The organism is Bacillus cereus group sp. MYBK95-2 (assembly GCF_051915225.1).
In the GTDB taxonomy this organism is placed as follows: domain Bacteria; phylum Bacillota; class Bacilli; order Bacillales; family Bacillaceae_G; genus Bacillus_A; species Bacillus_A cereus.
The window spans coordinates 222,753-249,450 of record NZ_JBQAEH010000001.1; the positions used below are offsets into that span (position 1 = coordinate 222,753).

Sequence of the window (26,698 nt, forward strand, 5' to 3'; positions counted from 1 at the left end):
TACCTTTTAAATGTAAATAAACTTATTATTTTTTATATAAATCTTTAACTCCACCTCTATATCTTGTAAAAGATCGTTAATGAGTTCATAAAAATCATTTCCATACTCACTACACTCGTATTGAGCAAAGATTTGAATCACATATCTAGTTTCCGTCTCTAATGCTGACTTTATTCGATTAACCCTTTTTTCTTCTACATACGCTTGATATTTATGTATTGCCTCATAAATAAGCAATACATGCGCTTCTTCATCTCTCCAGTCCAGCGTATCAACAATTGAAAGAAATAGCGTATTTTGATTATCTATTACTTCATAACCATTCATATATTTCTTACACCCTTTTTTGTTTTTCATTGCACGCAGATGTCACTACACTTCGCATACTCAAGTACATCTTTTAATGATTGATGAAATTCAATTTCTGGGATCCAACCTAAATTTTTTATTTCCTCTGTTGCTAAACTCTCATTTGAGTCGCTCCCACTTTTCTCTGTTTCCTCTATAAAAAAATTTAGCTGTGTTAATTCTTTATATTGTTCTAGTACATCTAATAAAGATCGTTTTACTCCTGATCCGATATTATATTGTTTTCCATTTATTCCATCTCGTAATAACACATGATACGCTTTGACCGCATCACGTACATCTAGAAAATCTCTACTATCTTTCAAACTGTTTACTTCGATAATAGCCTTACTTCTACCTGATTCTATATCTATTATTTTCTTTGCGAGAATCGAACAAATACCATTCGATACCCCTGGACCAATTAAGTTTGAGGGCTTTGCAATGATAATATTTGAATCCATTAATCCTCCCCAAGCCTCTGCAATAATGACTTGCATCGTTTTACTTAAACTATATGGATTTGAAATTTTCATTTCGTTCATACTATCTGCTTGCAAAGCAGATCCTATAACTAATGTTCTACAATGCGAGGCTTCTTGCTTAATTGCTTCTAATAAATATAACGTTCCTATTACATTAATCTCTATATACTCAAGAGCAGCTGTCCAAGATTCTATAACCGAATTCCTTCCCGCTAAATGCAATACGTAGTCTGGCTTTATTTGTTTCATTACCTTCATTACTTCGCTCTTATTAGTTAAATTACACGTAATACCATTTCTAATTTTTTCTCTATGTGCACGATTTTGAAACATAGGAATTACATGAAAGCCCTGCTCTAAAAAATAGTGGCAAGCATGGCGGCCTGTGAAACCATTTGCACCAGTTATTAAAAGGCTCGCATTTTTTTTCATCGCAAAAACCCTCCTTTTAATAGCATTTGTTTCACCTCATGTTTTGCAAGTAAATCTTGTTGAGAACTAAAATTCTTCACATCCACTAGCGGATAGCTAGAATAATATTCTTGAAGTCCTTCGATAGGAATCGTCGGTAGTACCACAAAATAATTTTGATCAAAACTTATACTTGTTTTACTCTCTACCTCAGATAGAAGCATTTCACTTAATTTTTCACCCGGTCTTATCCCTACCTCTTTCACCTTAATATTCTCTTTTTTTGAATCTTCAATTAATATTTCCGCTAAATCTGTTATTTTACATGCCGGCATTTTCATAACAAAGATTTCCCCGCCTCTACCTTGAGATACGGCTTTAAATAACAATCCAACAGCATCTTCAACTGTTAAGAAAAATCTAGTCATATTCGCATCGGTAATCCCTACTTCTGAAGATCTTTTAATTTGTTGTTTAAAAAGCGGTACTACACTTCCACTCGTTCCTAAAACATTTCCACCACGAACACAAATGAATTTTGTTTTCTTCGTTTGTATATTCGCATGAACCATTAATTTTTCACCAATTGCTTTTGTCATCCCATACGTATTTGATGGATCAGCTGCTTTATCCGTTGAAACATATATAACTTTTTCAACTTGCATCTGTGTAGAGGCTTCAATTACATTTTGCGTACCATGTATGTTAGTTTTTATAGCTTCATAAGGATAATACTCACATACTGGAACGTGTTTTAAAGCTGCAAGATGGAATACATAATGTACACCTTGGCATGCATAGACTAGTTGATCTTTATCACGAATATCTCCAATAATAAATTTTAGCCTATCATCATTTATAAACTGTTGCTGCATTTCAAACTGAACCGTTTCATTTCTTGAAAAAACTCTAATTTCTTTCGGTGATTTTTCTAATAGTTGTTTTATAAGTTCATGCCCCCACGAACCTGTACCACCAGTAATTAAAATTATTTTATTTAACATTCCTTTTCCTCCTACGAAACATCTCAATTTAAATAATATTTATTGAATTATTTTCAATTGATTCAAATCATAATCGTCGTTTGTTACATTTAATTGACAAAATAAAAAAACAGAAACTATTAAACTTAGTTTCTGTTTTTCATTTCACCTCACAACAGTAAGATTTTCCATACTGTTTGCATGATAAATAAATTCCTTGTAAAAAAACACCGCTCATTTATTTCTTATACTCGTAATAAAATAAATAGAATGATTCATAGCCAATAATCATGTTTAAATTTATGAAAAAGGGAGGTAACGGAATGGACCGAAACAATTCATATCATACATATAACGGACCTTCCAAAGCACTGCCTCTCTCCCTATTCGATGTAAAAAATGAATTGAAACAAAAAAGCAAACTTATTCCTTCTGATACCATGTATAAATTAACGAAAGAAGAGCAACTCATCATCAACAAAATAAAAATACAAACAGAACAGCTAAATAAAAATAATGTTACAAGAACACGCGCATACTACCAATTTTACATTCAATATCCAGAAATACATTGGGCACTGCTTGGACATATGGTATCACGTAACGGCGGTTGGAATATGACTGATTTAAAGGGGGATTTATATACGAGAATTTTATCAGAGAAAGATCAATTCATATTTTTTTCTTTTTTAGAAAAAGGGAATTGGCTTATTTTCCAAGATGTATACCCTCAATTTTTACTTTACGAACAAAGTGTAAAGAGATCACAAAAGTTATTTCACCTTCTCCCTCACCTAAATGTTTCTACATTTATGGAAACGATGTGGCACCATTTTTGGAAAACAGGTAACAAAAAAACTTTAGCGATTGCCACTATTATTAATGAACAAAACTACTTAGAAAAAAGAGTGATTCAAAATGTACAATTTAAAAAGACTGTACTAAATAGTATTGGATTTAAACTCTTTGATTTCTTTCAGTTTAATCATATTCTTTTCCCATTCTACGAAAATGATAAGAAACAAAAAGTATTACTATTTGGTGATACAATGAAACATTTCACTTCCTTACATGAACGGATATTAATTGGAAAAAGATTGTACTCATTATTATTTCGAGATACACATGTTTTATCTCAAATAATAAGCTGGGCTCAACACCATCCACATACAGGATCAAGGAAAGATTACTGGCCCCATTTATTTTCAAGTGTAAATGAATCTTTTTCCCGTGAGTTTTATAAGCGCCGAATAAAGAAATGCCAGTTACGAAATGGCGCTTATCGCATATACAGCCCTGCACTCATCTATGCATGGCGAGATATGAAGCATGAAGAAGTTGACAGTGAAGATTGGTTTACCGATTGGCAAGTTGTAAATTACTTAGTTGATAAGGAGGAAAATATAAATGGACAAATTACAGAAGACTACTGCAAAACACTCGAAAAAATTGAACTCGCCATTCTCGCAAAGAAAAATGTCCTCCTCCGAGAAGAAGAATGAGTTTCTAGCATTAGTAGTTACAATCTTTCTCTCTTCTATTATTGGAACTTGCTTAGATGCCTTTTTTGTTCATAAACAAATATATTCCTTTCCGGCTAGGCCCTTCTCATCCACATTTTCGGTTAATATAGCTTTTACATTGTTCGTACTGCCGATTTTAACAGTTATCTTTATACACATTTCAAAAAAATTATCTAACGTTTCTAGAATTTTATTTATTATTTCAATCGGTATTTGTGCTAGCCTTTTTGAACAGATTGCTGAAAGTTTAGGTTTATTTGTACATAACGCGAATTGGAACCATACATATTCTTTATTTGGTTATATGATTTTTCATTCTTTTATTTGGAACGTATATAATTGGATAAAAAAATAAAGAGACCATTATAGGTCCCTTCTTAAGCATACTCTTCCGTTATTGCTAATGGTGCCAATGTTTGAAGGCTTTTAGAGCGTAAACGATAGGCAACGACTTTCTTCTTATATTGCTTAATGACATCAACATGTTCTTCATAGCTATATAGCGAAAATCTAATCTCTTTATTCCCTTTCTTCGTATCAATGACTATGGGTGTCCCTTCTCCGTGCGGCGGGAAATAATGTTTATCTAAAAACAAAGCCTCATTAAATTCATGAATAACTTGTAGTTTCATTTCTCCCTCTATATTTTTTCCATCTATCGATATAGAAGTATTTTCCGCCTCAAGCTTTTGATGCAATTCAAATTTACTAATAATTGATTCCACAACAGAAGTGGGCATGCTAGAAACTAATACTTTAATAGCTCCAAAAACAAATAATGTAACTATAAACCATGTTGTCATTGTTATCATCTCCATTACATTTAAAAAATAAATTTCGTTCCATACGGTATTAGTATACTAATGAGTATTCCAGTTACAATCATCGTTACCGAACCGATTGTCGCCTCTTTCTCGCCTTCCTTCACGAGACGGCTCACACCGATAATATGTGATGCACAGCCCATTCCAACTCCTTTTCCAATCGTACTTGTTATACTGAAAAACTTAAGTACTGTTGGTCCGATAATAGCGCCTGTTATTCCTGCAACAACTACAAAACTAGAAGTCATAGATGGAATACCACCAATTTGATCCGCTAATGATAGGGCAATAGGCATCGTTGCTAACTGTGGTAAAGTAGTTAATATAAGTTCCTTATCTATATTTAAAATTCCGCCAATCACTACATTCATACTCGTTACAGCCACTATACCTATCACTACTCCAATAAGTATCGATAAAAAATTTTTCATAAGTATCTTTCGCTCTTTAAATAGAGGTATGGCTAATGCTACAATTGCAGGGCTCAATAAGCTTGAAAGAATGTCTCCTCCATTTTCCCTATACTCATGATGAGAAATACCAAAAATGAAAAATAAACAAATCATAATTGCCGTAACTGTTAACACCGGTAACGTAAATGCAAACGTAAATTTTTTATATAGCTTTGTCGCCAAGAAATAAATTGCTACAGTAATAATAATTAAGACCATTTGAATCGTGCACCTTGTCGATTTTATTTTTTTGTTGTTATTAATAATTGACTTATATACCCTGAAACAATCAAAGTTACTACAGTACTTGCAACTACTAAAAGGAATATAATACTCTCCTTACTGAAAAGAAAAGACCCGTATTCCATGAGCCCTGTTGTCGAAGGGATTAAAAATAACGGTAAAAATACGATTAACTTTTCCGCACCTAACTCAAACCATTTTAACGGTAAAACGCGAGTGGAAAGGAGCAGGAACAGTATTAACATCCCTATTAAACTTCCTGGCATTGATAGATGGAATACTCCTTGAATCCACGTACCCACTAGGCTAAATACATATAGCACGCCTACTTGAAGTAAAAGCGTCACGTACTTCATTTCTTTCCCTCATTTCACTATCACACATCCATATTATGAAATCTCATTTAGCGTGTCGGCAAACCGTTTAATTCCAAGTTGAATTTGTTCTATATTCGCTCTACCAAACGTAAATCGTATATATTCATTTTTCGAACCTAAAACACTGCCCGGAACAAATGCGACACCATTCTGTATAGATTCACCTAATAAGTGATATTCATCAAACTTTCCTTTCACTTTACACCATACATGTATTCCACCCTCTGGCACGAAACATTCAACTCGGTCTCCCAATGTTCCTTCAAGCTCTGCAATTAATACATCTCTTCTTTGCTTCAATTGTCCACGAAGTATCGTAATATGTTTATGGAAATCCTTTGATTCTAAAAATTGATTTGCTACCCACTGCGTAAATACACTATGGCCAAAATCAACTTGTTGCTTTGCATCTGCTAAACGCTCAATTACACGTGTAGGACCAATTATCCATCCAATACGTAATCCTGATGCAACAATTTTTGATAATGAACTTATATAAAGAACATTTCCATTTTGGTCCATTGATTTTAATGTCGGGTTCACTTCTCCATTAAAAGAGATTAAACTATACGGATCATCTTCTACAATTGGTATACCGAACTCAGAAGACAGTTCTAAAATTTTTTTACGTCTCGCTAATGAAAGCACAGTCCCCGTCGGATTCTGATAATCTGGATTCAAAAACACCATACGAATGCGATGCTTTTTGTGCAAATCGATTAAGTCATCTGGATTCATTCCATGCTCATCAACAGGTAAATGAAATATGTTTAAACCGGCCGATTTAAACATTGGAAGCGAAAAACAATACGAAGGATCTTCAATCGCGATCGCATCACCAGGTTTTAATAAACATTGAACGATAAGATTAAGCGCCTGTTGTGCTCCTGACGTAATAAGAATAGAGCTTGAATCTGCTTCAATTTGTTTATATTGCTGAACATGTGCTGCAATTGTTTTTCTCAACATCTCATTTCCAAGTGGATGATCATAACCGAGGTTTTCCATAAATGTTTTCTCCGACAAAATTGTTCGAAATCTATCACTTGGAATTAATTCTGGTGACAGTTCACCGCTTGCTAAATTAATTAAATCATCTTTTTGTGTTTCCGTTCGAATTTGTTGAACGAGTGGTACGTTAGGTAAGAACGATCCATCCTCCACGTACCTACCCCAGTTCGGTATTCGTTTATGTGAGACACCCCATATGTCTGTATTGACCCGTGTTCCGCTTCCCTTTTGCCGTTCTACTACTCCAAGTGATTTTAATTCTTCATACGCAGCTACTATTGTACTCCGGTTCACCTGTAATTCCTTTGCTAACATACGCTCAGAAGGTAACTTACTATCAGAAGGAAATTCACCTGAAGAAATGCCTCTTTCAATATAATCCGCAATTTGTTTATATACAGGTGTCTTATCTGCACGATTTGGTTTCCATTCCATCTAGTTTCCTCCTTTCAAAACGAACTATCCTCATTTTTTACTAACAGTATTCACCGTAAAAATAGTATTAATTAGTCACATTTTCTTATCCGTAAATGGATATATCCAAAATGGTTCTCTTTCTGATTACTCAATAGCTTCTGAAATTCCAACTTCATACTCTCATTTCAGTTCTTTTACAAACTATTAAATCATTACCGCGTACCATGTTACCCCGGCCAGTAGAACAAAAAGAAGAAGAATATAGATTGCAGATAAGTTTTTCACATTTCTTTTTGTAGACTTACCGTAATTCTCCTCCACGTTTCTTGCAACTAGTACAGTCCCAAATAGCGATACAATTACAATAATAACGACTAGTGAAATTGCAAAACTCATTGTCTTTTCACCTCTCTAAGACCCATCTATTTTAATTAAAGAACTTACATAAAAACCTTCCTCTTTAAAACGTCGATAACATACTACCTTTCTTCTCTTATCATAATAGATGTTTGCAAAAAGCGGACCAACCACTTTCATGTTTTTTTGCTCATCCACTTAAAAAATAAAAAGCAACTGATCACTTAGGACCAGTTGCTTTTTTCACACGATAATTTTTCATTTAAAATTAATTCGATTTAAAAGTTTCGCCTTTTCATAATGAAACATCGACTGAGATAACTCAAAAATTGTTCCATTTACAAGATACACTGTATTTTCAATAAGAAGCGCCGGATCACCTTCATTTAATTCTAAAAGCTGTGCATTTTCTTTATTTACTTTTTCACAACTAATAACTTTATCAGCAAAACCAATATTTAATCGTAAATCTTCAATGAAATAACTGTATACAGAGCTTAATGCTATTTCTTCGTTCAAATATGGAATAATATCCTTTTTGAAATAACTTACTTCAATAGAGAATGGTTTAGCATCTACAATTCTTAAGCGCTTCAAAAAATACAACCTAGTTCCAGCTTCGCATTGCATCCGCTTTGCTATCTCTTCGTCCGCATCTATTACTTCCAGCTCTAACACTTTCGTTTCAATATTTTGTGAAACAAGATTTTTCGTTAATCCACGTAAACTTCCTAAATTAATGTAATCTGTTACAGAAGTTTCGCGTAAAAACATGCCACTACCTTGCACTTGAAAAATATAACCTCTATTCACAAGCTGACTAATTACTTTACGTATCGTATTACGGCTTACTTCAAATCGATTCATCAACGCTTCTTCTGTAGGTAGTTTTTTCGTTTCATTAAAAAGCCCATCTCGAATGTTTTGCTCTAACACATCTGCAATTTGTTTATACTTTGCACTCATACACTTTCTCCTAAAATACGCTTTTATCTGTTATAACTCTTCCCCTCTCGTTTCGATCACACGTTTATACCAATGAAACGAAAGTTTCTTCTTACGTTTTAAGTTATCATTATGATCGACAAAAATAAAGCCATATTGCTTTTTATATCCATTTAACCAACTTAAAAGATCAATCACTGACCATGCATAATAACCTTTTAAGTTAATTCCCTCTTCAATTGCACGCTTCATTACTTTTAAATGCGCTTCAATAAATTTAATTCTCGGAACATCTACAATTTCTCCGTCAATGATTGGATCTTCATCACCAAGTCCATTTTCCGTTACATACATCTTTATGTCACCGTAACGCGCTTTCAACATATGCAATCCCTCTAAGAAACCTTCGGGAGATATTTCCCATCCCCATTTTGTATATGTTTTATCATCCATTTTAACTGTTCGATAAAAACCATCAAAAGAAGGGTTACCTGGAGCAAGCGTTGAGTTTTCTCGAGAATGTTCCTCACTCTTTATATCCATATCGTATCTTTCTACTCGTATTGGTTGATAATAATTCAAGCCAATAAAATCATTTTCTTCTGCATTTTGTTTAATGATTTCTAATTCTTCAACCGTCCAATTAGGAGTCCATCCTTTTTCCTTTAATTGTTGTACAACATAAGACGGATACTCGCCTTTTAAAATTGGATCATAATACCAATACGTTTCATATTCATTCGCATGATTTGCTGCTTGTATATTTTCTTTTTGATCATCCACACTATAAGCTGGTAAGAAAACATGTGTAATCCCAATCTCACCATATTGTTTCAGCTGCTTGTACACCGCAACTGTTTTCGCGTGTGCATAAAATACATAATGAGTCGCTTGAAAATACTTTGGAACATCATTTTGTATTCCTGGTGGATGTGCACCTTTTAAATAACCTAATCCACAAAACATTACGGTCTCATTAAAAGTAATCCAATGCTTAACTCTGTCACCAAATGCCTTAAAACAAGTTTCTGCATATTTTACGAAAGCCTCTGCTGTTCTTTTATTCGTCCATCCACCATCTTTTTCTAACGGTAATGGTAAATCCCAATGATATAAAGTGACAAACGGCACAATCCCGTATTTTAAACATTCATCAATTAAGTTGTTATAAAATTCAATCCCTTTTTCATTTACCTTTCCATCTCCAGTCGGCAATATTCTCGCCCAAGAAATAGAAAAACGATACGATTCTAATCCCATCTCAGCCATTAAGCGAACATCTTCCTTATATCGATGATAATGATCAACAGCTATATCACCATTTGTTCCATTGTATGTTTTGCCAGGAATTTTTGAAAACTCGTCCCAATTCGTAACACCTTTTCCATCTTCATTCCATGCACCTTCTACTTGATAAGAAGCTGAAGCAGCTCCGAATAAAAAATCATGTGGAAACTTCATAGTATATACCTCCATTTCATTACAACAAATCAAATTCAATCATACATATAAAATTTATAGGTACAAATTTTATATGTATGATTATATCTTATGTTTTTATTTTTTTCTATTATAAAAGTACAATTTATATTGTTGGTTATTGGAAAAGAAATAAGAAGCGATATATTTTATCGCTTCTCACTCTCATCATCTTTATTCTTTTATTAATGACTTATTCGCTCTTATAACTTCTTGATACAATAATGGTGACCACTTTTCATTTATGTAGTCTTGAATTACCCAGCCTACTCTCGCAGGATTCTTTTGTTTTATATGGTTTGCAATTTCAGGATTTATATAAGAGGCATAGTAATATGGACTATTCCATGCTGTACCACCAGAAGACAAGCTTGTAAAATTTATATATAGATGATTTAAATCCTCGCTATTGTTCATCGTTTCATTCATTGTATCTTTAATAGATTTTACTTTCTCATCATAACTCACTTTATATTTATCTTGTACTGTTACATTTACATTTTGATTTACAGTTGTGGTAAACGTCTCATTATCTGGCCAATAAAAATTATTATATCCTCCAGATTCATTACTACCACTATATCTTTTTAGTAGTACAATTTTCCCACGAGCATCTCCAAGTTTTATATTTCCTTCTGTTTTTAAAAAGATAGGATCAACAAAATAATTTTTTTCAAACGTACTACTAAATGAATCTTCTGCCCCTTTCATATCCTCATACTCTTTTTTTAAAGACATAATAATCGTTTCACTCGGGTTATCTCTTAAAAATTGTTTCGCTTCGTTTATGAATTCATGCAGTGTTACATAAAGATATAATGGCCCATGATGAAGAACTATCGTATTATCATCTGTTAAACGTCCTCTTATATCAAAAATGCGAGCTCCATGGTCCATTTGATAGCGAAAATCATATTCTTGCGTCATTCCCCATACTTGCTTAATCGGATTTTGCAACTTGAACGTCCCACTATCGTGTGTTCCTGGAATTGAAATTCGTGCTAACGGGATATTATCAGGTATAGGTTGCATCCATTTCGACCAATTTTCAAGCTCATTAACAGAGCTAGCTGCAACTACTTGCTTATCATGTAAAGCAAATACAAATGTGATAAATATTGTACTACATATGAATAATTTCAAAATTAACTTCTTATTGCTCATTATTATCCCTCTCTTTTTCTGTTTTTATATCAAACTTATTGAATATAATATAAGCTAGTTCAGAAAAAATAAATAACATTTCATCAATATGAAATATTGCATAGAAGTAAAGTTAAAAAATCATTCACATATACTAAATTAGAAAAATTTAAAGGAACTTCATCTGAAGTTCCTTTTACTTATTTTATGTTCAATACGTATGAACCATCTTTATTCTCATATTTATAGACGTATAAATAATATTTACCTGGCTTTGCATTATAAGTTCCTTTAACTACATTGCCTTCATTTTCACCATATGCTACATAGTTATTTAAATCTGATTCATGATGAAGTACCCATGTCATTCCGATATTTTGTTCATTTAGTAGAGAAATATTAATATTTTCCGGCGAGTCAATTTGGAAAGTAAATACATCTACTCTATCACTATTATGTAGCGTTCCTTTCACCGGTGTATGAAAGTTAACTTTATTTGCCTGCCTAGGCTCATTATTTGGTTCATTTTCTGTTACTTGTAATTCATTCCCACCGTTTGGTTTTCTTTGTTCATAGCCTAAGTTTACTAGTATAGACTTCAAATCTGGTAAAACACCAATTTTATCTGCATATGGATCTTTAGATTTTGTTCCTGTGCTCTGGTTGCTTAATATTGCTCTTAGTTCACTAGGTCTATATGGTTGTCCTAAATTTTCTTTAGCAATGCTTTGTACTAAAGTCGCTGCCCCAGCAATAATTGGCGAAGCACTAGATGTTCCGCTAAAGCTTGAAGTATAAAGATTTACAGCACTTCTACTTTGTTCAGCTGTAGTTGTATCTACATTTTCTCCCCATCCGTACACATCAATACGGCTTCCATAATTCGAAAACCACATACGTTCATGAGGGAAAGATGAAGAGCCAGCGCCTACCATAATTGCACCCGAATCTTTAAAATCTTTACTATTACGATTTAAGACTTGCTTACCTTTTCTATCTTTGAACTGGTCTAAATCATTCCACCCATTTGCTCCAGCCTCTATAATTACAATCCCTTTATCTGTACCAGCACGAATTGCATCAAAAATATCTGGTTGTACTTCAACAGGTAAATATTTATCACCATATCCATCAAAGGATGCTTGCGCCTCTAATAATAAAACATCCCCAGCTTCTAACTGATTTACAGCGCTTAATATTGCATCAGCCGTATTATACTGTCCGTTATCTCTTATTTGAGAGATAACCTTTGCTTTCGCTTTTGGCGCAATCCCAATATTCCCGACTTCATTGTCCTCAGAGGATACAATTCCTAGTACAGACGTCCCATGACCGACATGCTGATCTATATTTCTTCCAGACATTAATTCAATATTTTGATGTAATAAATCCTCATGATTTAATAGCCATCCGTATTCCATATCAACAAAAGTAATACCATTTCCATTACCGCCTTGAATTCCCCAGGCGAAAGGCGCATTAATACCGTATGGGGCTGCTTCAAGATAACCTTGTTTTTTAAATCTAGGATTGTTATTAGGATTAAGAGCTACACTTGATGATTGCACTTCAGGTGGCATTATTTTCTCTTGTTTCTTCATATACGCATCTTCTATTAAAGAAGATGCCTTTAACTTATCTACTATTTCTTCTTCATACCCACTATTTTGATTTTGAAGAATATAGTAGTTTAATAGACTTGTAGATACATGATTAGGTGCTTTCACTTCAAGGTTTTGTATTTGTTCCGGGCTTACAGATGTGAATAAACGAGTAAATGTTACATCTGGATATTCTGTCAAAAGATCTTTTATTACTTTATCATTCGTTTGAGATTGTATTTGTTTTTCAATACCATCTTCATATGGCAAATCCAAATCCGCTTTAAATTTTACAATGATTTGCTTATCTGTTTCTTGTTCTATCCCTAATTTACTCTGCTGTTCTATAGAATCAGCATATACACTATTGATAGTGCCTCCTGTTCCTAAAAGTGTTGTAATGATTACAGTTGACGCACACATTTTTTGAAATATTTTCATTACATCAATCCTCCTATTAATAATTATTAATCATTATATTAATCTATAATGATTAATTCTATAACGTATTCCCTTTCTACTAAATAGATTATAGTAATCAGAAATATGAACTTCAATGTATTTTCATATGCAATATTTCATATTCTGACTCTACACTAAACGAATATGAAACTTATAGTGATTATTTATTTTATATGTGCTAATATACTTACATTAATATATTACGCATATACACATTTCAAACTACATTACTTAATCGTTTCACCTTAATTTTTTCTTAGGAGGATTTACAATGAAATTACTAAAACTAAAACATATAATTCCTTTATCTGCGGCCGCAATTACATTCGTATGTAGTCAAAGTACAGCTGAAGCTTCTACCATTCATACAGTAAAAAAGAACGATACACTTTGGGGCATTAGTAAACAATACGGAGTTTCAATACAATCCATTAAACAGGCTAATAATAAAGGAAACGATAAAACCTTTATTGGCGAACAGTTACATATTCCAGGGTCCGTGAAATCAAATGAAATCACTGTTCCTCAAAATGCCAAGCCTGCGAACATTTCTGAACAAATTATTTATCAAGTACAACCGGGAGATTCATTAGAAACGATAGCAAAGCGTTACAATGTCACTGTCCAATCTATAAAACAAATGAACAATACAGTCGGAAACAAGCTTTATACAGGACAACATTTAAAAATCAACTCAAGTATTTCACAAAAAGAAAAAGACTTAATGGCACGCTTAGTTACCGCTGAAGCAGGTGGCGAATCCTATAAAGGAAAAGTAGCAGTAGCCAAAGTTATACTAAATCGTGTAAATGCAAAAGGTTTTCCAAATACAATAACAGGCGTTATTTATGAACCTATTAAATACGGATATGCATTTACTCCTGTTACAGATGGAAGAATTAATCAACCTGCAAGTGCAGAAGCAAAAATGGCTGTAGAAGAGGCTATCTCCACAAATGGAGTAGATTCAGACTGGATTTATTTCTACAATCCAAAAACATCAACGGACAAGTGGATTACGACACGTCAAACAGTAGCAGTAATTGGTAATCATGTGTTTGCTAAATAAGATTTAAAATCATTAACAGACCTCTTCACTTAAAAGGTCTGTTTTTTTCTATGTAAGATGTTATTAATCATATGACATAGTTATTTTTTAAACTGTTTCTTCTTTCAAATAAAAATTTTTGTATTTACTCCACCACTCGTAGAAATTAATAAAGCATCAAGTTCAAAAACTCCCACTTTATTAATAAAAGCTATTTCTTAACTTCATAAAATTGTTATACACTAGAAAAATAAAAAACAAACTATTCGTTAGCAGGTGGAAGAATATGTATGATGTTACGATTATCGGCGCTGGAGTAAGTAGCATTTTTATGGCTTATTCACTAGCTAAAAGTAACAAAAAAGTTTTAATTCTTGATAAAGGTAAAGCGCTAGAAGATCGCCATTGTCCTTTAGACGAAGGAAAAGTGTGTAATTGTACTACATGTGATAAATATTTCGGGTTTGGTGGTTTAGGCAAATCTGAAGGGAAATTTAATTATACAAACGGATTTGGCGGAGAACTTGAGAAAAAAGTCGGTAAAGAGGGTTTTATACAACTCATGGCTGAAGTAGATGAAATTCTATGTCAGTTTGGTGGAAGTTCGGTTTCAAAATATTCTACTGAAAATTCAAGTCTCACTAAGAGAGCTGAAGCGTGTGGTTTACAAATGCTAACAACAGAAGTAAGACATCTTGGTACTACACTTTCCAGTAACATTTTTCAGCAGCTCTATGAATTTTTACTGACGAAAATAAAGATCCAATTTCATATAGATGTACAACATATTCTGAAACAGGAAGATCATTTTACAATAGATACAAATCAAGGAACAGTTCAAACTACGCAACTAGTATTTGCAACTGGGCGCTCTGGGGCCGATTGGTTAAAAGAAATGTGCAGTTCCCTAAATATTTCTCAGGAGCAAACACGTGTAGATTTAGGAATTAGAGTAGAAATGAAAGAACATCAATTACGTTCTATATTAAAAGATACTTTTGAAACAAAACTTTCTTATCAAGGTGAGCATTTCACAGCAACTACTTACTGTATGAATCCAAAAGGACGCATCATTCGAAAGTACGAAGAAGGTTTAGTTATGCCTGACGGTCAAAATTTTCGAGAGCAAGGAACTGGCACTTCTAATTTAAATTTCACTTTATTTATTCCTAGCTATTTTCCAACTCTCAAAGAAGCAAATGTATACGCAAGTTCAATTATTAAAGGCATTAACCAAGGACGAGATCGGATTGTTATACAGCGCTTAGAGGACTTACTAAAGAAACAACCTACGGTGGAAAACATCATGGAACATAGCCGTATACAGCCTACACTACAGGGGGATTATGGAGATTTGAATCAAGAAATTCCTCAATTATATATTGAAGGGCTCAAAGAATTTTTATTACGTTTAGAACAATTTATACAAGAACCTATTGATCAACATACTTTACTATATGGAATTGATGGAAAGTTCTATGCTCCTACGATAAAAATTAATAATCATTTTGAAACTAGTATACATGGGCTATTTTTAATTGGAGATTGTTCAGGCGTTACGCATTCATTATCTCAAGCAGCTGCAAGTGGTCTGTATGTTGGAAAGTACTTATCTGACATTTAATTTCTATCATTAAAATGTCAGTCAAATATTTTCAATTTCAAAACACTTTACTTACATATAGTAAAATTATATTAATAAAACCCCTATCCTTCCCTGCTAATAATTAACCGACAAAAAATCGGGATTTTACAAAATACATATGTAATATAACTGTATATTTAAAACGATTGACATTCAATTCTAATAAATTGAATGTCAACAGTTTTAAAAGTCTCTATCCATTTTCACTTTTATTTGTTCGATATTTTGTAACATCATCATAGTGTTTAATATGGTAGGATGTCTATAAGTCAATTTCACTACAACTATGACTTGTTCTGCCCGTTTCTCAAAAAGAGTTATATTTATGCTACTACGCTTTAAAAATCCCCATTGTATATATATGAATACTTCAAATTATTCCCTTTAGAAAACAAAGTCTAAATGGTTCATTACACTCTAATAGTTATAAAAACATAATATATAACTTTAGTTAAATAAATTATATAAAGAAGGTGTAAAAATGAAGAACAAAATAAATTTACAAATGCAAAATATAAGTTTTGTTATAATAATGGCTTTAGCGGTATGGTTAAAAACATATCTTATTACGCGATTCAGTTTTGATTTAAAAATCGAGTCTTCAACGCAAGAGCTCATTTTGTTTATTAGCCCTCTAGCCGCATCATTAGCATTTGTTGGATTAGCATTATTTGCAACTGGTGAAAAGCGAAATTATATAGCGCTCTGTATTAATTTCTTATTAACAATCGTGCTTGTTGGAAATGTAATGTTCTATGATTTTTATAGTGATTTCGTTACATTACCAGTACTTGGACAAACCTCAAACTTCGGCCAATTAGGCGGCAGTATTATAGAAATATTAAACTACAAAATTATACTCGCATTCGTAGACATTGTTTTCTTCTTTATTTTATTAAAAAAGAAATCATTGGTCTTTAAAACAGAACGTGTAAATCATTCTACGCGCTTGTTATACTTTCTTTTAACGATTGGTGTATTCTTTGCGAATCTACATCTTGCAGAAAAAGAGCGCCCTGAATTATTAACAAGATCATTCGACCGAGTCATGCTTGTCAAAAATTTAGGCTTATATACTCACCAAGTATATGACTTAACACTGCAAGTAAAAGCTGGGTCACAAAAAGCACTTGCTGATAGTAGTAAATTACAAGAAACTGAAAACTACGTAAAAGCAAATCAAAGCGAGCCAAACCCTAATATGTTTGGTGCAGCGAAAGGAAAAAACGTAATTGTCGTCACTCTTGAATCCTTGCAGACCTTCTTAATAGGCGCATCAGTGAACGGGCAAGAAGTTACACCATTCCTAAATGAATTCATAAATGAAAGTTATTACTTTGATAACTTTTTCCATCAAACTAGTCAAGGGAAAACATCTGATTCTGAATTTCTAATCGATACGTCGTTGTATCCATTAAATCGAGGAGCTGTATTCTTTACACACGGTAACAATGATTATACTGCAACTCCAGAAATTTTACGTCAGCAAGGTTATTTCACTTCTGTATTTCATGCGAATAACGCAACATTTTGGAATCGTAATATCATGTACTCTGCTCTTGGTTATGATCGTTACTATAATGAGCTTGATTACAAAATTACACCAGAAACAAATTTAAATTGGGGATTAAAAGATATCGAATACTTTGATCAATCAGTAGATATATTAAAAACTGTTAATCAACCATTCTATGCTCGTTTCCTTACTTTAACAAACCATTATCCATTTACGTATGATGAAGATACAAAATTCATTGAACCATACAACTCTGGTAATGGCGTATTTGATCGTTACATCGTAACAGCACGTTACTTAGACGAATCAATTAAAAAATTTATTGAACGTCTAAAGGCCGAGGGGCTTTACGATGATTCTATTATTGTGTTATACGGTGATCATTATGGTATTTCCGAAAAACATAATCGTGCAATGGCACAGTTTTTAGAAAAAGATCAAATAACAGAATTTGATACTTTAAATTTACAACGTACACCTTTATATATTCATATTCCTGGACAAACAGAAGGTCAAACTATTTCAAAGCCTACTGGACAAATCGATATGAAACCTACTATTCTAAATTTATTAGGTGTTGATTCTACGAATGATATTCGTTTTGGCCATGATATGTTTTCAGATGAATATACTGGCTTTGTTGTTTTACGTGATGGTAGCTTCGTTACAGATAAGTATGCATACAAAAACAACACTTTCTACGACCGTATAACAGGTGAAATTGTAGATCTACCAAAAAAAGAAGCTCAAGCCCTCATTAAACGTGCCCAAAATGAATTACGAATGTCTGACAAAATTATTGAAGGCGATTTATTACGCTTCTCAGAAAGTAATAAAATTAAAACTGGCGAAGTACAAACTAAAATTAAAGAAACAGAAAAATAATCTATATATGAAAAAGGAGCAACTTATTACAGTTGCTCCCTTTTACTTTTATTCTACGCTTATTTCTAAAGCTACATCCGCAAAAGTATTATCATCACTTATATTTAAAATTACTTCACATTGACGCAATCTCAATTCAAAGAGCATGATAGAATCATGATAGATTTCAGGATTTGATTTCATCTTATGTAATATCTCTTGTTTTTCTTGTATTTCTAAATGCGTGTTTTCTACAGCTTGCTTTAAAGAGTTAAATGGATTCCTAAAGAATATATTAATATCTCGCTCTTGTGTGTTTTCAAACAGCTCAAATTGCAAGAAAAATTTCTTCATAATAGAAGCCGTTACTTCAGTATAATCTTCATTTTCTACATACTGTTTGTATTTGTTATATAGCATAGATTTATTTTTAGGAAGAACTCCAAACAATTTACCGGCACTTTTCAGTAAAAATTGTGCTGGCGTAAATCGACGTAAAATATTTACTTCATCCATTTGTATTCTAGTCGTCATCCTGTCAGTATCTCTGCGCCAGTCATCAAGCACTTTAAAGTCACATTCTAACTGTATTCTATTTTCTCCAAATAGTGAATTAAGCCCTTCACTAAGTTCTTCTAAATACGTTTGACTTTGAAGAAGCTCATTATTAGAAGTTGCAATCCAATTTTGCATAGAAAGAGCCAGATTAGGTAACACAGTTTGTTCTAAATATTTATGCACTCTTTCATTCATTGCTTTATTTAGTTCCGTATCCATGTGCCCGAAATCACTTTCTTCACTAATTAAATTAGAACAGCTCTTTAATATCTTCGGAATATTTTCAGTAAGATCATTTGTAATTTCAGTCTTCATTGAACGATATGATTGTGTAATGAAATGAATTTTTTCCCTCTCAAATGTAGTAAGGTTATTAATGCTACCGTTTAGTTTCACTAGCATATCTTCATTCCAATTAATAGCATCCACCAGATTATTTTCTTTCTCAACACGTTTATCCAAAAGATATGTAATTGTTTTTCGAATGAAAAATAATAACTTTTCAGTACGTTCTGCATCGATATTTTTATGATTAAAGTTAAAATGAATAAACTCAGTTAAATCATTTAATTGTTGACTACTTGTATATAACGAGGAATAAGGGAAAATTCTCGCATACGGGAAATATGTGTTTATTCTCGTTGCCGTATCATGTAATACCCTTTTCACTTCTGCTTCACTGTAAATGTTATCGATTTTATTTAATAAGAAATGAATTTGTAAATTTGGCGTATGTTCTTGAATACTTAATAGAATGTCACGTTCTTTATCAGTAAAAGGTGAATCCGCATTCAATACGAACAGTAATTCGTCTACAGAATTTAAATATTCGAATATCTCATCTCTAGTGTCGTTATTCCTATTAAAGCCAGGTGTCACTACAAATGTAAGTTTATTTTCATTTAAAAATCTGCATGGTAATTTAAATTCAACACACGCTCTATCTCTATATGTTTGATGGTGCTGAGACATCATATTATGGTAATCAGAGACATCTTCCGTTGTTGTAATTGCTGAGTCTGTTATAGCGTTTATTTCTATATGAGCATCATTTTTTAAAACTACTACATTTGAAATTGATTTTTCTAATATATTTTCTCCTAATATAGAGTTAATAAATGTAGTTTTTCCGTTCCCTGAAGTTCCCGTTACTAAAATACGATTTGTTCTTAAATCTGCGAGCTCGTCAACTAACCATTTAAATCGGTGACCTATTTCTATATTCTGCTTTTGTGCCCACTGTGTAATAGATTCAAAAAGGTGTAAGCTGTACTCTAAGCCATTTACATGATTAATAGAATGTGACAGTAAGTTTTCCGCATGTTCTATATTTGCTGAATCTATTTTGGAAGGGAAAATCTCATCCCATGCCAATACAGCTGCAGATGGAAATACAGCATAAGATGGATTGACTACCTTTAACCAATTTGCTAACAGATTTGGTATGATATCGTTTAATTGTCTAAGCGTATATTGACCTTGAATTAATGCAAAGTACGTTTCTTCGTAAAGAGCAGAAACTTTGTTCCATATATCGGACGAATGTATTTCAATATGTAAGAAAAATTCATTTATTGTGTTAAGCCACAATAAGTAATTTTTTTCATTTTTATAACTGTTCCAGAGTGATGAAACCATTTGCGTAAATTGTACTTGATCTACATTATTTAATGTAGCTAATGCATCATAAAAATAGTCTGGTGAAATATGTTTAGTAAACCCTTTATCGATATATCCTTTTAACACCTCAAACCAAGGATACGATTCTATGCGAATTAACTCATTCACAGCAAGCTCTACTGCACTATCAAAATCTTGCTGTTCCTCATAAAAGGAACGGGCAATTTTTGTGACATTCGGATAATCAGGATTTAAAGAAACTGCTTCTTTAATAACACCGAAAGCTGAGTCAAAATTATTTTGCTCAATATAAAGAGAAAGTAATTGTAGTCTAATTTCGGTCATCAATATTTTATTATCAGTAGTAATAGAAGTATAAATATTTTCAGCAAATGATAACTGATTCAGTTCGAAATACGCATCCGCAATATTTTTTTGTGCCCATGGTGCTAATTCATTACTAACCTTCTCCCATTTAAAAATAGCTGCTTCAAAATCTTGATGACGATAATAAAATTCACCTTGTGCAAAACGAATATAAGACCCATCAGAAATCTCATTTTTTTCTTCGTTTACATAAGCTTGTCCAAGTACGTCAAGAGTTGGTTTTGTTTCATTCTCCATTAGGAATGTTTCATAATACATCTTTTTTATTAATTGTTTTTCTAATCTCATCTTTTCCCCCACTATATCTTGAAAATACATTTTTAAGATATGTCAATACTTTTTGTATGTATGCTTTTTATCTTAACAAAGAATATCTTTTGGAAAATTTCATTTTCCTTTCATTTTTCAAGTTAGATTGAATTTTTATGAGAAAAGTTTCAGTTTTTTTTCAATTACCTTTCAGTTATGAAACAGCATTAAATGTTCCTAATAACCTAATAACACTATAATATTCCACATTATATTATCAAGAAAACCCCATATAAACCATATTATAAAAACAATCTATATTGAATTTATATACATAATTAACTGTGCTGTCAAACAAAAAAAACAACAATAGGAGCCAACAGCTATTCATACCATTTCTTTCTCAAATTGTTTTCCTTTAAAATGTTTCAGTAGTTATGTAATTAAATTCCATTAACCTATATAAATAACTAGTCCAAAAAATATCTATATGCATATCATGTTATAGTAAAGAATTTAGGAGATCCTAAAAGGAGGCATTTTCATGTTTGAAGATAAATCTAAAATAAATTACCCATATGAATTTACTGAAACTACAACAGTTCCTCTAAAGAACCCCATTGATAAAAAATTCAAGAACGGCACAGGTACACATAACTTCCCAATTAAGAAGCACTATAAAGAGCAAGTTCTATACACTGAAAAAATTAATAATAATAAAAATAAGTAATTGTATAGATTTTTATAACAATTAGCTAAATAAGAAACAACATTCAACCATGCATAGTTATTTAGTTAGTAATGATACAATTCATGCACATTTTAAAAAGTGCTGTATACAGCGCTTTTTTATACATAGATAAATTTAAGCTAACACAACCAAGAAATAAACGGTAAAATTACTCCACCATATTCTCGTTTAACTATTAAATCTACATATGAAAAGGGAGCAACAGTAAATGTTGCTCCCTTTTGAAATATAATTTATTCACTCTACATAACCCTCTTAAACATCTTCTCCAACTCATAAGTAGAATGATGCACAAGAATCGGTCTTCCGTGTGGGCATGTGTATGGGTTTGTTGTTGTACGTAATTCTTCCAGTAAGGCAAATATTTGATCGTTCGTTAAATATTGATTCGCTTTAATGGATGCTTTACAGCTCATCATGATGGCTGCTTCTTCACGTAACTTTTTAATATCCACTTTTTTTAGTTTGACAACTTGCTCCATCATTTCATCGATAATTTCTGTTTCTTGTCCTTTCGGGAACCATGTTGGATGCGAGCGGACGATAAAGGATTGATGGCCGAATTGTTCTAAAAATAGCCCAACTTTTTTTAGTTCTTCTAACTGTTCTTCGACACGTAAAAATTCAGTAAGAGATAGATCAATACGGTACGGTACAAGTAACTCTTGTACTTCTTGCGCTACCCTTCCTACTTTATCACGGAAGTATTCATAATTAATACGTTCCTGCGCGGCATGCTGGTCAATCATATATAAGCCTTTATCATTTTGAGCGAAAATATATGTTCCATGCATTTGTCCAATTGGATAAAGCGGTGGTAAGTCATTCCCGTTCATTTCAATCTCTTTTATTTCCCGAACTTCTTCTTCTAATTCCTCTAGTTCAAAATCCTCTTCATTACTGTCCCACGATTTCTCTTCTTGAATTGGTTCTTCGATTATCGGTTTAGTGGATGGTTGCCAACTTTGTTCTTCTCTTATGAGCGACTGTGGTGGTTGCCATTCTTGTTTCGGCGGTTGCCACAGTTGTGGTGGCTGTTTCACAGCCTGCGGTTCTTCTTGTTTTGCATCCATGCCAGTTGGTAAAACAATGTCCGGCATAGATGGTTCTTTCGGCTTCGCATGCTCAAACTGGAACTGTTCTTGCACACTTTCGTCTTTTTCTTTTCTCTTCGTTGTTACGCCTGCATCTGGAATGAGCTGTATTTTTTTAAATGCAGCTTGCAATGTTTCTTCGATCAGCTTTAGCAATTCTTGTTCTTTACTAAAACGAACCTCTAACTTCGCTGGATGTACGTTAACGTCAACTAGCATTGGATCCATTTCAATCGATAAGAAGCCAATTGGATACCGGCCAACTGGCAGTAATGTATGGTAGCCTTGCTGAATTGCTTTCATTAGTACAAAGTTTCGAACGTAACGACCATTTACGATCGTTGACATATAATTACGAGATGCTCTCGTTACTTCTGGTAATGTTACATAGCCTTTAATTGTAAAGTCTAAAGATTCAGCTTCAATTGGAACAAGCTTCTTCGCAACTTGAATACTGTAAATCGATGCAAGTACTTGTCTTACATCACCGTTACCTGATGTATGAAGCAATTTCTTTTCATTATGAAACAGTTTTAACGATACTTCTGGATGTGACATTGCAATACGATACACGATATCTGTAATATTCCCGAGCTCCGTATGAATGGTTTTCATATATTTAAGACGCGCTGGTGTATTAAAGAATAAGTTTTGTACTGTAATATCTGTTCCTTTTCGGCTCGCAGTCTTCTCTTGCTTTATAATGTCTCCACCTTTAATTATGAGGTGTGTACCAGGCGCATCGCCTGTGCTAGTAATTAATTCTAATTCACTAACAGAGGCAATACTCGGCAATGCCTCACCGCGGAAACCGAGTGTTCTTATGCGAAACAGATCGTTTTCATCTTTAATTTTACTCGTCGCATGGCGTTCAAAAGCGACGATACAGTCTTCTTCTGCAATACCATCACCGTTATCAATGATACGAATTTTCGATAACCCAGCTTCTTCTAAGTGGATTTCAATAGATGTACTATTCGCATCGATAGAATTTTCCACAAGTTCTTTTACGACTGAAGCAGGGCGCTCTACTACTTCCCCTGCCGCAATTAAGTTAGAGAGTTGGTCATCGAGTTTGCGAATTTTCCCCATCTACTTACTCATCCTTTCTTTAACTTTTTCTGTAAGCGATACAATTCGTTCATCGCTTCTAAAGGTGTCATATCAAGTAAATCGATTTTTTTAATTTGCGCCAATACTGCTGTTTCTTTTTGATCTAGCAGAGGTTTGTCTTGTTTCTTCGAAGACTGTTCTCCTCCAAAGAAAGATAGTTGCGATTCTTCTTCAGTCTCTACTTTCGTTTCCTGTATTTCTGCTATTTCCTCTTTTACAACTACAGGTTCTGGAGCAGCTTCTTGTACTTTCACTTCTACTCGTTTTGGAATAATAATTTCTTCCTGTCCTTCTAGCTGTGCTAACACTTCTTTCGCGCGGGCGATTAAGCTATCTGGAAGCTCTGCAAGTTGCGCAACGTGAATTCCGTAACTTTTATCTGCTGCCCCGTCTTGAATTTTATGAAGGAATACTACTTTTCCATTCTCTTCAATTGCTGAAACGTGTACATTTTTCAGTTGATCTAAACTCTCTTCTAACACCGTTAATTCGTGATAATGCGTAGAGAATAACGTTTTTGCACCAATTTGGTCATGAATATGTTCAATAATTGCTTGTGCAAGTGCCATACCATCATAGGTAGATGTACCGCGTCCAATTTCATCGAATAAAATTAAACTTCTTTCTGATGCGTTTGCAATTGCATTTTTCGCTTCTAACATTTCGACCATAAATGTACTTTGACCTGATATTAAATCATCCGCTGCACCAATTCTCGTAAAGATTTGATCAAATACAGGTAATACTGCTTCTGTTGCTGGTACGAAACAACCGATTTGCGACATAACCGTTACAAGTGCTAATTGTCTCATATACGTACTTTTACCAGACATGTTCGGCCCTGTAATTAAAAAGACATCCATATTCTCTGGCATAATACAATCATTCGGTACATACAATTTCCCGTTCAATACTTTTTCAACGACAGGATGACGACCATCTTTAATAAAGATTTCGCGCTTCGTTGTCAGTACAGGTTTTACAAACTGTTCTTCTTCACTAACTGTCGCAAAACTTTGCAGTACGTCTAATTCACTAATTACTTTCGCTAAATGTTGTAATTTCGGAATAAATACTTTTACTTCTTCACGAAGTGCTGTAAATAAATCGTATTCTAGCTGTACAATTTTTTCTTCAGCTTCTAAGATTAACGTTTCTTTTTCTTTCAGTTCATCTGTAATGAAACGTTCAGCATTAGCAAGCGTCTGTTTACGTTCATAGCGACCTTCTGGAAGTGCTGCAAGATTCGCTTTCGTTACTTCAATGTAGTAACCGAAAATACGGTTGTATCCGATTTTTAACGATTTAATTCCAGTAATATCACGTTCTCTTTTTTCAAGCTCAGCAATCCACGTTTTCCCGTTTTTACTCACGTAACGATATTGATCAAGCTTGTCATTATACCCATCTTTAATAATATCTCCATCTTTAATTGAAAGCGGTGGGTTTTCTTGAATACTTCTTCCTAGTAATTCTGTTAAGCTTTCACATGGATCTGCACCTTGAATTAATCTCGATGCATAAGCGTTATCTAACAAACTAATTGCTTCTAAAATAGCTGGCACTTGAAGTAATGAACGTCTTAATTGTAATAAGTCTCTTGCATTTACGTTACCAAATGCAACTTTTCCTGCTAAGCGTTCTAAATCATATACTTCTTTTAACTTTTCTTTTAAATCTTCACGTAAGAAGTAATCATTTACAAACGTTTCAACCATTTCTAAACGCTCTTCAATTCTTTCTTTCTGTATAAGTGGACGTTCCATCCACTGTTTTAACATACGACCACCCATAGCTGTTTTCGTCTTGTCCAATAACCATAATAGTGATCCTGTTTTTTCTTTCGTCCGAAGTGTTTCTGTCAGTTCTAAGTTTCGCTTTGAATGTACATCAATTTTCATAAATTGATTCGTATAATAAATTTCTACTGGTTGCAAATGATCTAAAGAACGTTTTTGCGTTCTTATTACATAGTTAAATAAACGTCCAACTGCTTTAATTAATTTTGCTTGTGAAACATTTTTCACAAGATGTTCTAATCCTTCCGGAATTGCCGTTGCATCTTCATACGAAATCGTCATTTTCAATGTTTCAGTTAACTTGTTTAGTTCATCTTTAGAAAATGAAGAATCAACAACAATTTCTTTCGAACCAGTTGCATACACTTCTAATAAAATATCTTCTACTGAACCAGTCAGTAACGTTACTGTATTTTGTCCAGTCGTTAAGTCGTTACAAGCTAATGCATATGATCCATCTTCAAAATGTGTTAATGCGGCTAAGAAGTTGTTTTCTTTCTCATCAATTGTACGCCCTTCCATCATCGTTCCTGGCGTAATTAATTGTACTACTTCACGACGTACTACACCTTTAGCTGTTTTCGGATCTTCTACTTGCTCACAAACAGCTACTTTATATCCTTTTTCAACAAGTTGTTCAATATAGTTTTTAGCCGCATGATATGGTACACCGCACATTGGTATACGTTCACTACTACCACCATCTCGGCTCGTTAATGTAATTTCAAGTTCATGGGCTGCTTTAACAGCATCCTCAAAGAACATTTCATAAAAATCGCCTAAGCGAAAAAATAAAAAGGCATCTTGATAATCTGCCTTAACCTTTAAATATTGCTGTATCATAGGCGTATATTGAGTCATACTTTTCCTCCATAATTCTTACATGATAATCTATTTTCATATATGTCGCATTTCACGGACACTCTTATCTCCTATTTCAGGAGTCTTTCTTCATTATAACATATTTCATAAAGAATCATGTTCATTCAGCGC

Annotated in this window: 21 protein-coding genes; 6 read left to right on the forward strand and 15 right to left on the reverse strand. The window is 33.2% G+C overall.

Annotated features, from left to right (window positions below):
• Positions 1-6 precede the first annotated feature (6 nt).
• Genes ACTFN4_RS01090 through ACTFN4_RS01100 form a run of 3 tightly spaced genes read right to left on the reverse strand, consistent with a single transcriptional unit; the run spans position 7 to position 2,248 of the window.
• Positions 7-357, reverse strand: coding sequence for a DUF6572 domain-containing protein (locus ACTFN4_RS01090; protein ID WP_002164458.1), 351 nt, complete (start codon positions 355-357; stop codon positions 7-9).
• On the reverse strand, positions 354-1,265 hold the full coding sequence (locus ACTFN4_RS01095) for an NAD-dependent epimerase/dehydratase family protein (protein WP_000739078.1): 912 nt from the start codon (positions 1,263-1,265) through the stop codon (positions 354-356). Before ACTFN4_RS01095 ends, ACTFN4_RS01090 begins: the two co-directional genes overlap by 4 nt.
• Complete coding sequence (locus ACTFN4_RS01100) at positions 1,262-2,248, reverse strand: UDP-N-acetylglucosamine 4,6-dehydratase family protein (RefSeq protein ID WP_088362774.1); 987 nt, start codon at positions 2,246-2,248, stop codon at positions 1,262-1,264. Before ACTFN4_RS01100 ends, ACTFN4_RS01095 begins: the two co-directional genes overlap by 4 nt.
• A gap of 302 nt (positions 2,249-2,550) precedes the next feature.
• On the opposite strand from ACTFN4_RS01100, the gene ACTFN4_RS01105 reads away from it, so the two are divergent.
• Complete coding sequence (locus ACTFN4_RS01105) at positions 2,551-3,729, forward strand: DUF2515 domain-containing protein (protein WP_000375773.1); 1,179 nt, start codon at positions 2,551-2,553, stop codon at positions 3,727-3,729.
• On the forward strand, positions 3,704-4,105 hold the full coding sequence (locus tag ACTFN4_RS01110) for a CBO0543 family protein (protein WP_033666325.1): 402 nt from the start codon (positions 3,704-3,706) through the stop codon (positions 4,103-4,105). Before ACTFN4_RS01105 ends, ACTFN4_RS01110 begins: the two co-directional genes overlap by 26 nt.
• Before the next feature lie 22 nt (positions 4,106-4,127).
• On the opposite strand, the gene ACTFN4_RS01115 is transcribed toward ACTFN4_RS01110, so the two are convergent.
• The 9 genes from ACTFN4_RS01115 to ACTFN4_RS01155 form a co-directional block, all read right to left on the reverse strand.
• Positions 4,128-4,553: a YfmQ family protein gene (locus tag ACTFN4_RS01115; protein ID WP_000214634.1), complete on the reverse strand. Its 426-nt coding sequence runs from the start codon at positions 4,551-4,553 to the stop codon at positions 4,128-4,130.
• Positions 4,554-4,573: 20 nt separating this feature from the next.
• On the reverse strand, positions 4,574-5,245 hold the full coding sequence (locus tag ACTFN4_RS01120) for an LrgB family protein (RefSeq protein ID WP_000242939.1): 672 nt from the start codon (positions 5,243-5,245) through the stop codon (positions 4,574-4,576).
• A gap of 23 nt (positions 5,246-5,268) precedes the next feature.
• A complete protein-coding gene (locus tag ACTFN4_RS01125; RefSeq protein WP_000878488.1) occupies positions 5,269-5,625 on the reverse strand; it encodes a CidA/LrgA family holin-like protein in 357 nt (118 codons plus the stop codon).
• 33 nt (positions 5,626-5,658) lie between these two features.
• Positions 5,659-7,092, reverse strand: a complete 1,434-nt coding sequence (gene pdxR / locus ACTFN4_RS01130; RefSeq protein ID WP_000454965.1) for a MocR-like pyridoxine biosynthesis transcription factor PdxR — start codon at positions 7,090-7,092, stop codon at positions 5,659-5,661.
• 186 nt (positions 7,093-7,278) lie between these two features.
• Complete coding sequence (locus ACTFN4_RS01135) at positions 7,279-7,470, reverse strand: hypothetical protein (protein ID WP_000006458.1); 192 nt, start codon at positions 7,468-7,470, stop codon at positions 7,279-7,281.
• A gap of 219 nt (positions 7,471-7,689) precedes the next feature.
• Positions 7,690-8,397: a GntR family transcriptional regulator gene (locus ACTFN4_RS01140; protein ID WP_001274912.1), complete on the reverse strand. Its 708-nt coding sequence runs from the start codon at positions 8,395-8,397 to the stop codon at positions 7,690-7,692.
• Between the two features lie 30 nt (positions 8,398-8,427).
• The gene (locus ACTFN4_RS01145; protein ID WP_000671620.1) at positions 8,428-9,837 is read right to left on the reverse strand and encodes a glycoside hydrolase family 1 protein; all 1,410 of its coding nucleotides are present in this window, start codon (positions 9,835-9,837) and stop codon (positions 8,428-8,430) included.
• A gap of 192 nt (positions 9,838-10,029) precedes the next feature.
• The gene (gene plcA, locus ACTFN4_RS01150) at positions 10,030-11,019 is read right to left on the reverse strand and encodes a phosphatidylinositol diacylglycerol-lyase (protein WP_000066288.1); all 990 of its coding nucleotides are present in this window, start codon (positions 11,017-11,019) and stop codon (positions 10,030-10,032) included.
• A gap of 179 nt (positions 11,020-11,198) precedes the next feature.
• Positions 11,199-13,040 carry a S8 family peptidase gene (locus tag ACTFN4_RS01155; RefSeq protein WP_000689198.1) on the reverse strand — a complete coding sequence of 614 codons (1,842 nt, stop codon included), beginning with the start codon at positions 13,038-13,040 and terminating at the stop codon, positions 11,199-11,201.
• A 292-nt stretch (positions 13,041-13,332) separates the two neighbouring features.
• Between ACTFN4_RS01155 and ACTFN4_RS01160 the strand changes: the two genes are divergently transcribed.
• The 3 genes from ACTFN4_RS01160 (at position 13,333) to ACTFN4_RS01170 (ending at position 18,155) form a co-directional block, all read left to right on the forward strand.
• Positions 13,333-14,130 carry a cell wall hydrolase gene (locus tag ACTFN4_RS01160; protein WP_000771172.1) on the forward strand — a complete coding sequence of 266 codons (798 nt, stop codon included), beginning with the start codon at positions 13,333-13,335 and terminating at the stop codon, positions 14,128-14,130.
• Positions 14,131-14,395: 265 nt separating this feature from the next.
• On the forward strand, positions 14,396-15,733 hold the full coding sequence (locus ACTFN4_RS01165) for an NAD(P)/FAD-dependent oxidoreductase (RefSeq protein ID WP_000272399.1): 1,338 nt from the start codon (positions 14,396-14,398) through the stop codon (positions 15,731-15,733).
• 502 nt (positions 15,734-16,235) lie between these two features.
• Entirely contained in the window at positions 16,236-18,155 is a 1,920-nt protein-coding gene (locus ACTFN4_RS01170; RefSeq protein ID WP_439962032.1) for an LTA synthase family protein, read from the forward strand.
• 48 nt (positions 18,156-18,203) lie between these two features.
• On the opposite strand, the gene ACTFN4_RS01175 is transcribed toward ACTFN4_RS01170, so the two are convergent.
• Positions 18,204-20,987: a dynamin family protein gene (locus ACTFN4_RS01175; protein ID WP_001235310.1), complete on the reverse strand. Its 2,784-nt coding sequence runs from the start codon at positions 20,985-20,987 to the stop codon at positions 18,204-18,206.
• A 505-nt stretch (positions 20,988-21,492) separates the two neighbouring features.
• Here ACTFN4_RS01175 and ACTFN4_RS01180 point away from each other — a divergent pair.
• Positions 21,493-21,678 (forward strand): hypothetical protein, encoded by a 186-nt coding sequence (locus ACTFN4_RS01180; RefSeq protein WP_000461138.1) that lies wholly within the window; start codon positions 21,493-21,495, stop codon positions 21,676-21,678.
• Between the two features lie 263 nt (positions 21,679-21,941).
• On the opposite strand, the gene mutL is transcribed toward ACTFN4_RS01180, so the two are convergent.
• Complete coding sequence (mutL, locus tag ACTFN4_RS01185; RefSeq protein ID WP_439962033.1) at positions 21,942-23,885, reverse strand: DNA mismatch repair endonuclease MutL; 1,944 nt, start codon at positions 23,883-23,885, stop codon at positions 21,942-21,944.
• An 8-nt stretch (positions 23,886-23,893) separates the two neighbouring features.
• Positions 23,894-26,566 carry a DNA mismatch repair protein MutS gene (mutS, locus tag ACTFN4_RS01190; RefSeq protein WP_000196026.1) on the reverse strand — a complete coding sequence of 891 codons (2,673 nt, stop codon included), beginning with the start codon at positions 26,564-26,566 and terminating at the stop codon, positions 23,894-23,896.
• Positions 26,567-26,698 lie beyond the last annotated feature (132 nt).

Excerpts from the sequence above, each read along its gene's own strand:
- ACTFN4_RS01115 (WP_000214634.1), bottom strand. The coding sequence starts at position 4,553 with ATGACAACATGGTTTATAGTTACATTATTTGTTTTTGGAGCTATTAAA.
- ACTFN4_RS01100 (WP_088362774.1), bottom strand. The coding sequence starts at position 2,248 with ATGTTAAATAAAATAATTTTAATTACTGGTGGTACAGGTTCGTGGGGG.
- ACTFN4_RS01135 (WP_000006458.1), bottom strand. The coding sequence starts at position 7,470 with ATGAGTTTTGCAATTTCACTAGTCGTTATTATTGTAATTGTATCGCTA.
- ACTFN4_RS01125 (WP_000878488.1), bottom strand. The coding sequence starts at position 5,625 with ATGAAGTACGTGACGCTTTTACTTCAAGTAGGCGTGCTATATGTATTT.
- ACTFN4_RS01155 (WP_000689198.1), bottom strand. The coding sequence starts at position 13,040 with ATGAAAATATTTCAAAAAATGTGTGCGTCAACTGTAATCATTACAACA.
- plcA (WP_000066288.1), bottom strand. The coding sequence starts at position 11,019 with ATGAGCAATAAGAAGTTAATTTTGAAATTATTCATATGTAGTACAATA.
- ACTFN4_RS01165 (WP_000272399.1), top strand. The coding sequence starts at position 14,396 with ATGTATGATGTTACGATTATCGGCGCTGGAGTAAGTAGCATTTTTATG.
- pdxR (WP_000454965.1), bottom strand. The coding sequence starts at position 7,092 with ATGGAATGGAAACCAAATCGTGCAGATAAGACACCTGTATATAAACAA.
- ACTFN4_RS01170 (WP_439962032.1), top strand. The coding sequence starts at position 16,236 with ATGAAGAACAAAATAAATTTACAAATGCAAAATATAAGTTTTGTTATA.
- mutL (WP_439962033.1), bottom strand. The coding sequence starts at position 23,885 with ATGGGGAAAATTCGCAAACTCGATGACCAACTCTCTAACTTAATTGCG.
- ACTFN4_RS01120 (WP_000242939.1), bottom strand. The coding sequence starts at position 5,245 with ATGGTCTTAATTATTATTACTGTAGCAATTTATTTCTTGGCGACAAAG.
- ACTFN4_RS01090 (WP_002164458.1), bottom strand. The coding sequence starts at position 357 with ATGAAAAACAAAAAAGGGTGTAAGAAATATATGAATGGTTATGAAGTA.
- ACTFN4_RS01160 (WP_000771172.1), top strand. The coding sequence starts at position 13,333 with ATGAAATTACTAAAACTAAAACATATAATTCCTTTATCTGCGGCCGCA.
- ACTFN4_RS01095 (WP_000739078.1), bottom strand. The coding sequence starts at position 1,265 with ATGAAAAAAAATGCGAGCCTTTTAATAACTGGTGCAAATGGTTTCACA.
- mutS (WP_000196026.1), bottom strand. The coding sequence starts at position 26,566 with ATGACTCAATATACGCCTATGATACAGCAATATTTAAAGGTTAAGGCA.
- ACTFN4_RS01105 (WP_000375773.1), top strand. The coding sequence starts at position 2,551 with ATGGACCGAAACAATTCATATCATACATATAACGGACCTTCCAAAGCA.
- ACTFN4_RS01140 (WP_001274912.1), bottom strand. The coding sequence starts at position 8,397 with ATGAGTGCAAAGTATAAACAAATTGCAGATGTGTTAGAGCAAAACATT.
- ACTFN4_RS01110 (WP_033666325.1), top strand. The coding sequence starts at position 3,704 with ATGTCCTCCTCCGAGAAGAAGAATGAGTTTCTAGCATTAGTAGTTACA.
- ACTFN4_RS01180 (WP_000461138.1), top strand. The coding sequence starts at position 21,493 with ATGTTTGAAGATAAATCTAAAATAAATTACCCATATGAATTTACTGAA.
- ACTFN4_RS01145 (WP_000671620.1), bottom strand. The coding sequence starts at position 9,837 with ATGAAGTTTCCACATGATTTTTTATTCGGAGCTGCTTCAGCTTCTTAT.
- ACTFN4_RS01175 (WP_001235310.1), bottom strand. The coding sequence starts at position 20,987 with ATGAGATTAGAAAAACAATTAATAAAAAAGATGTATTATGAAACATTC.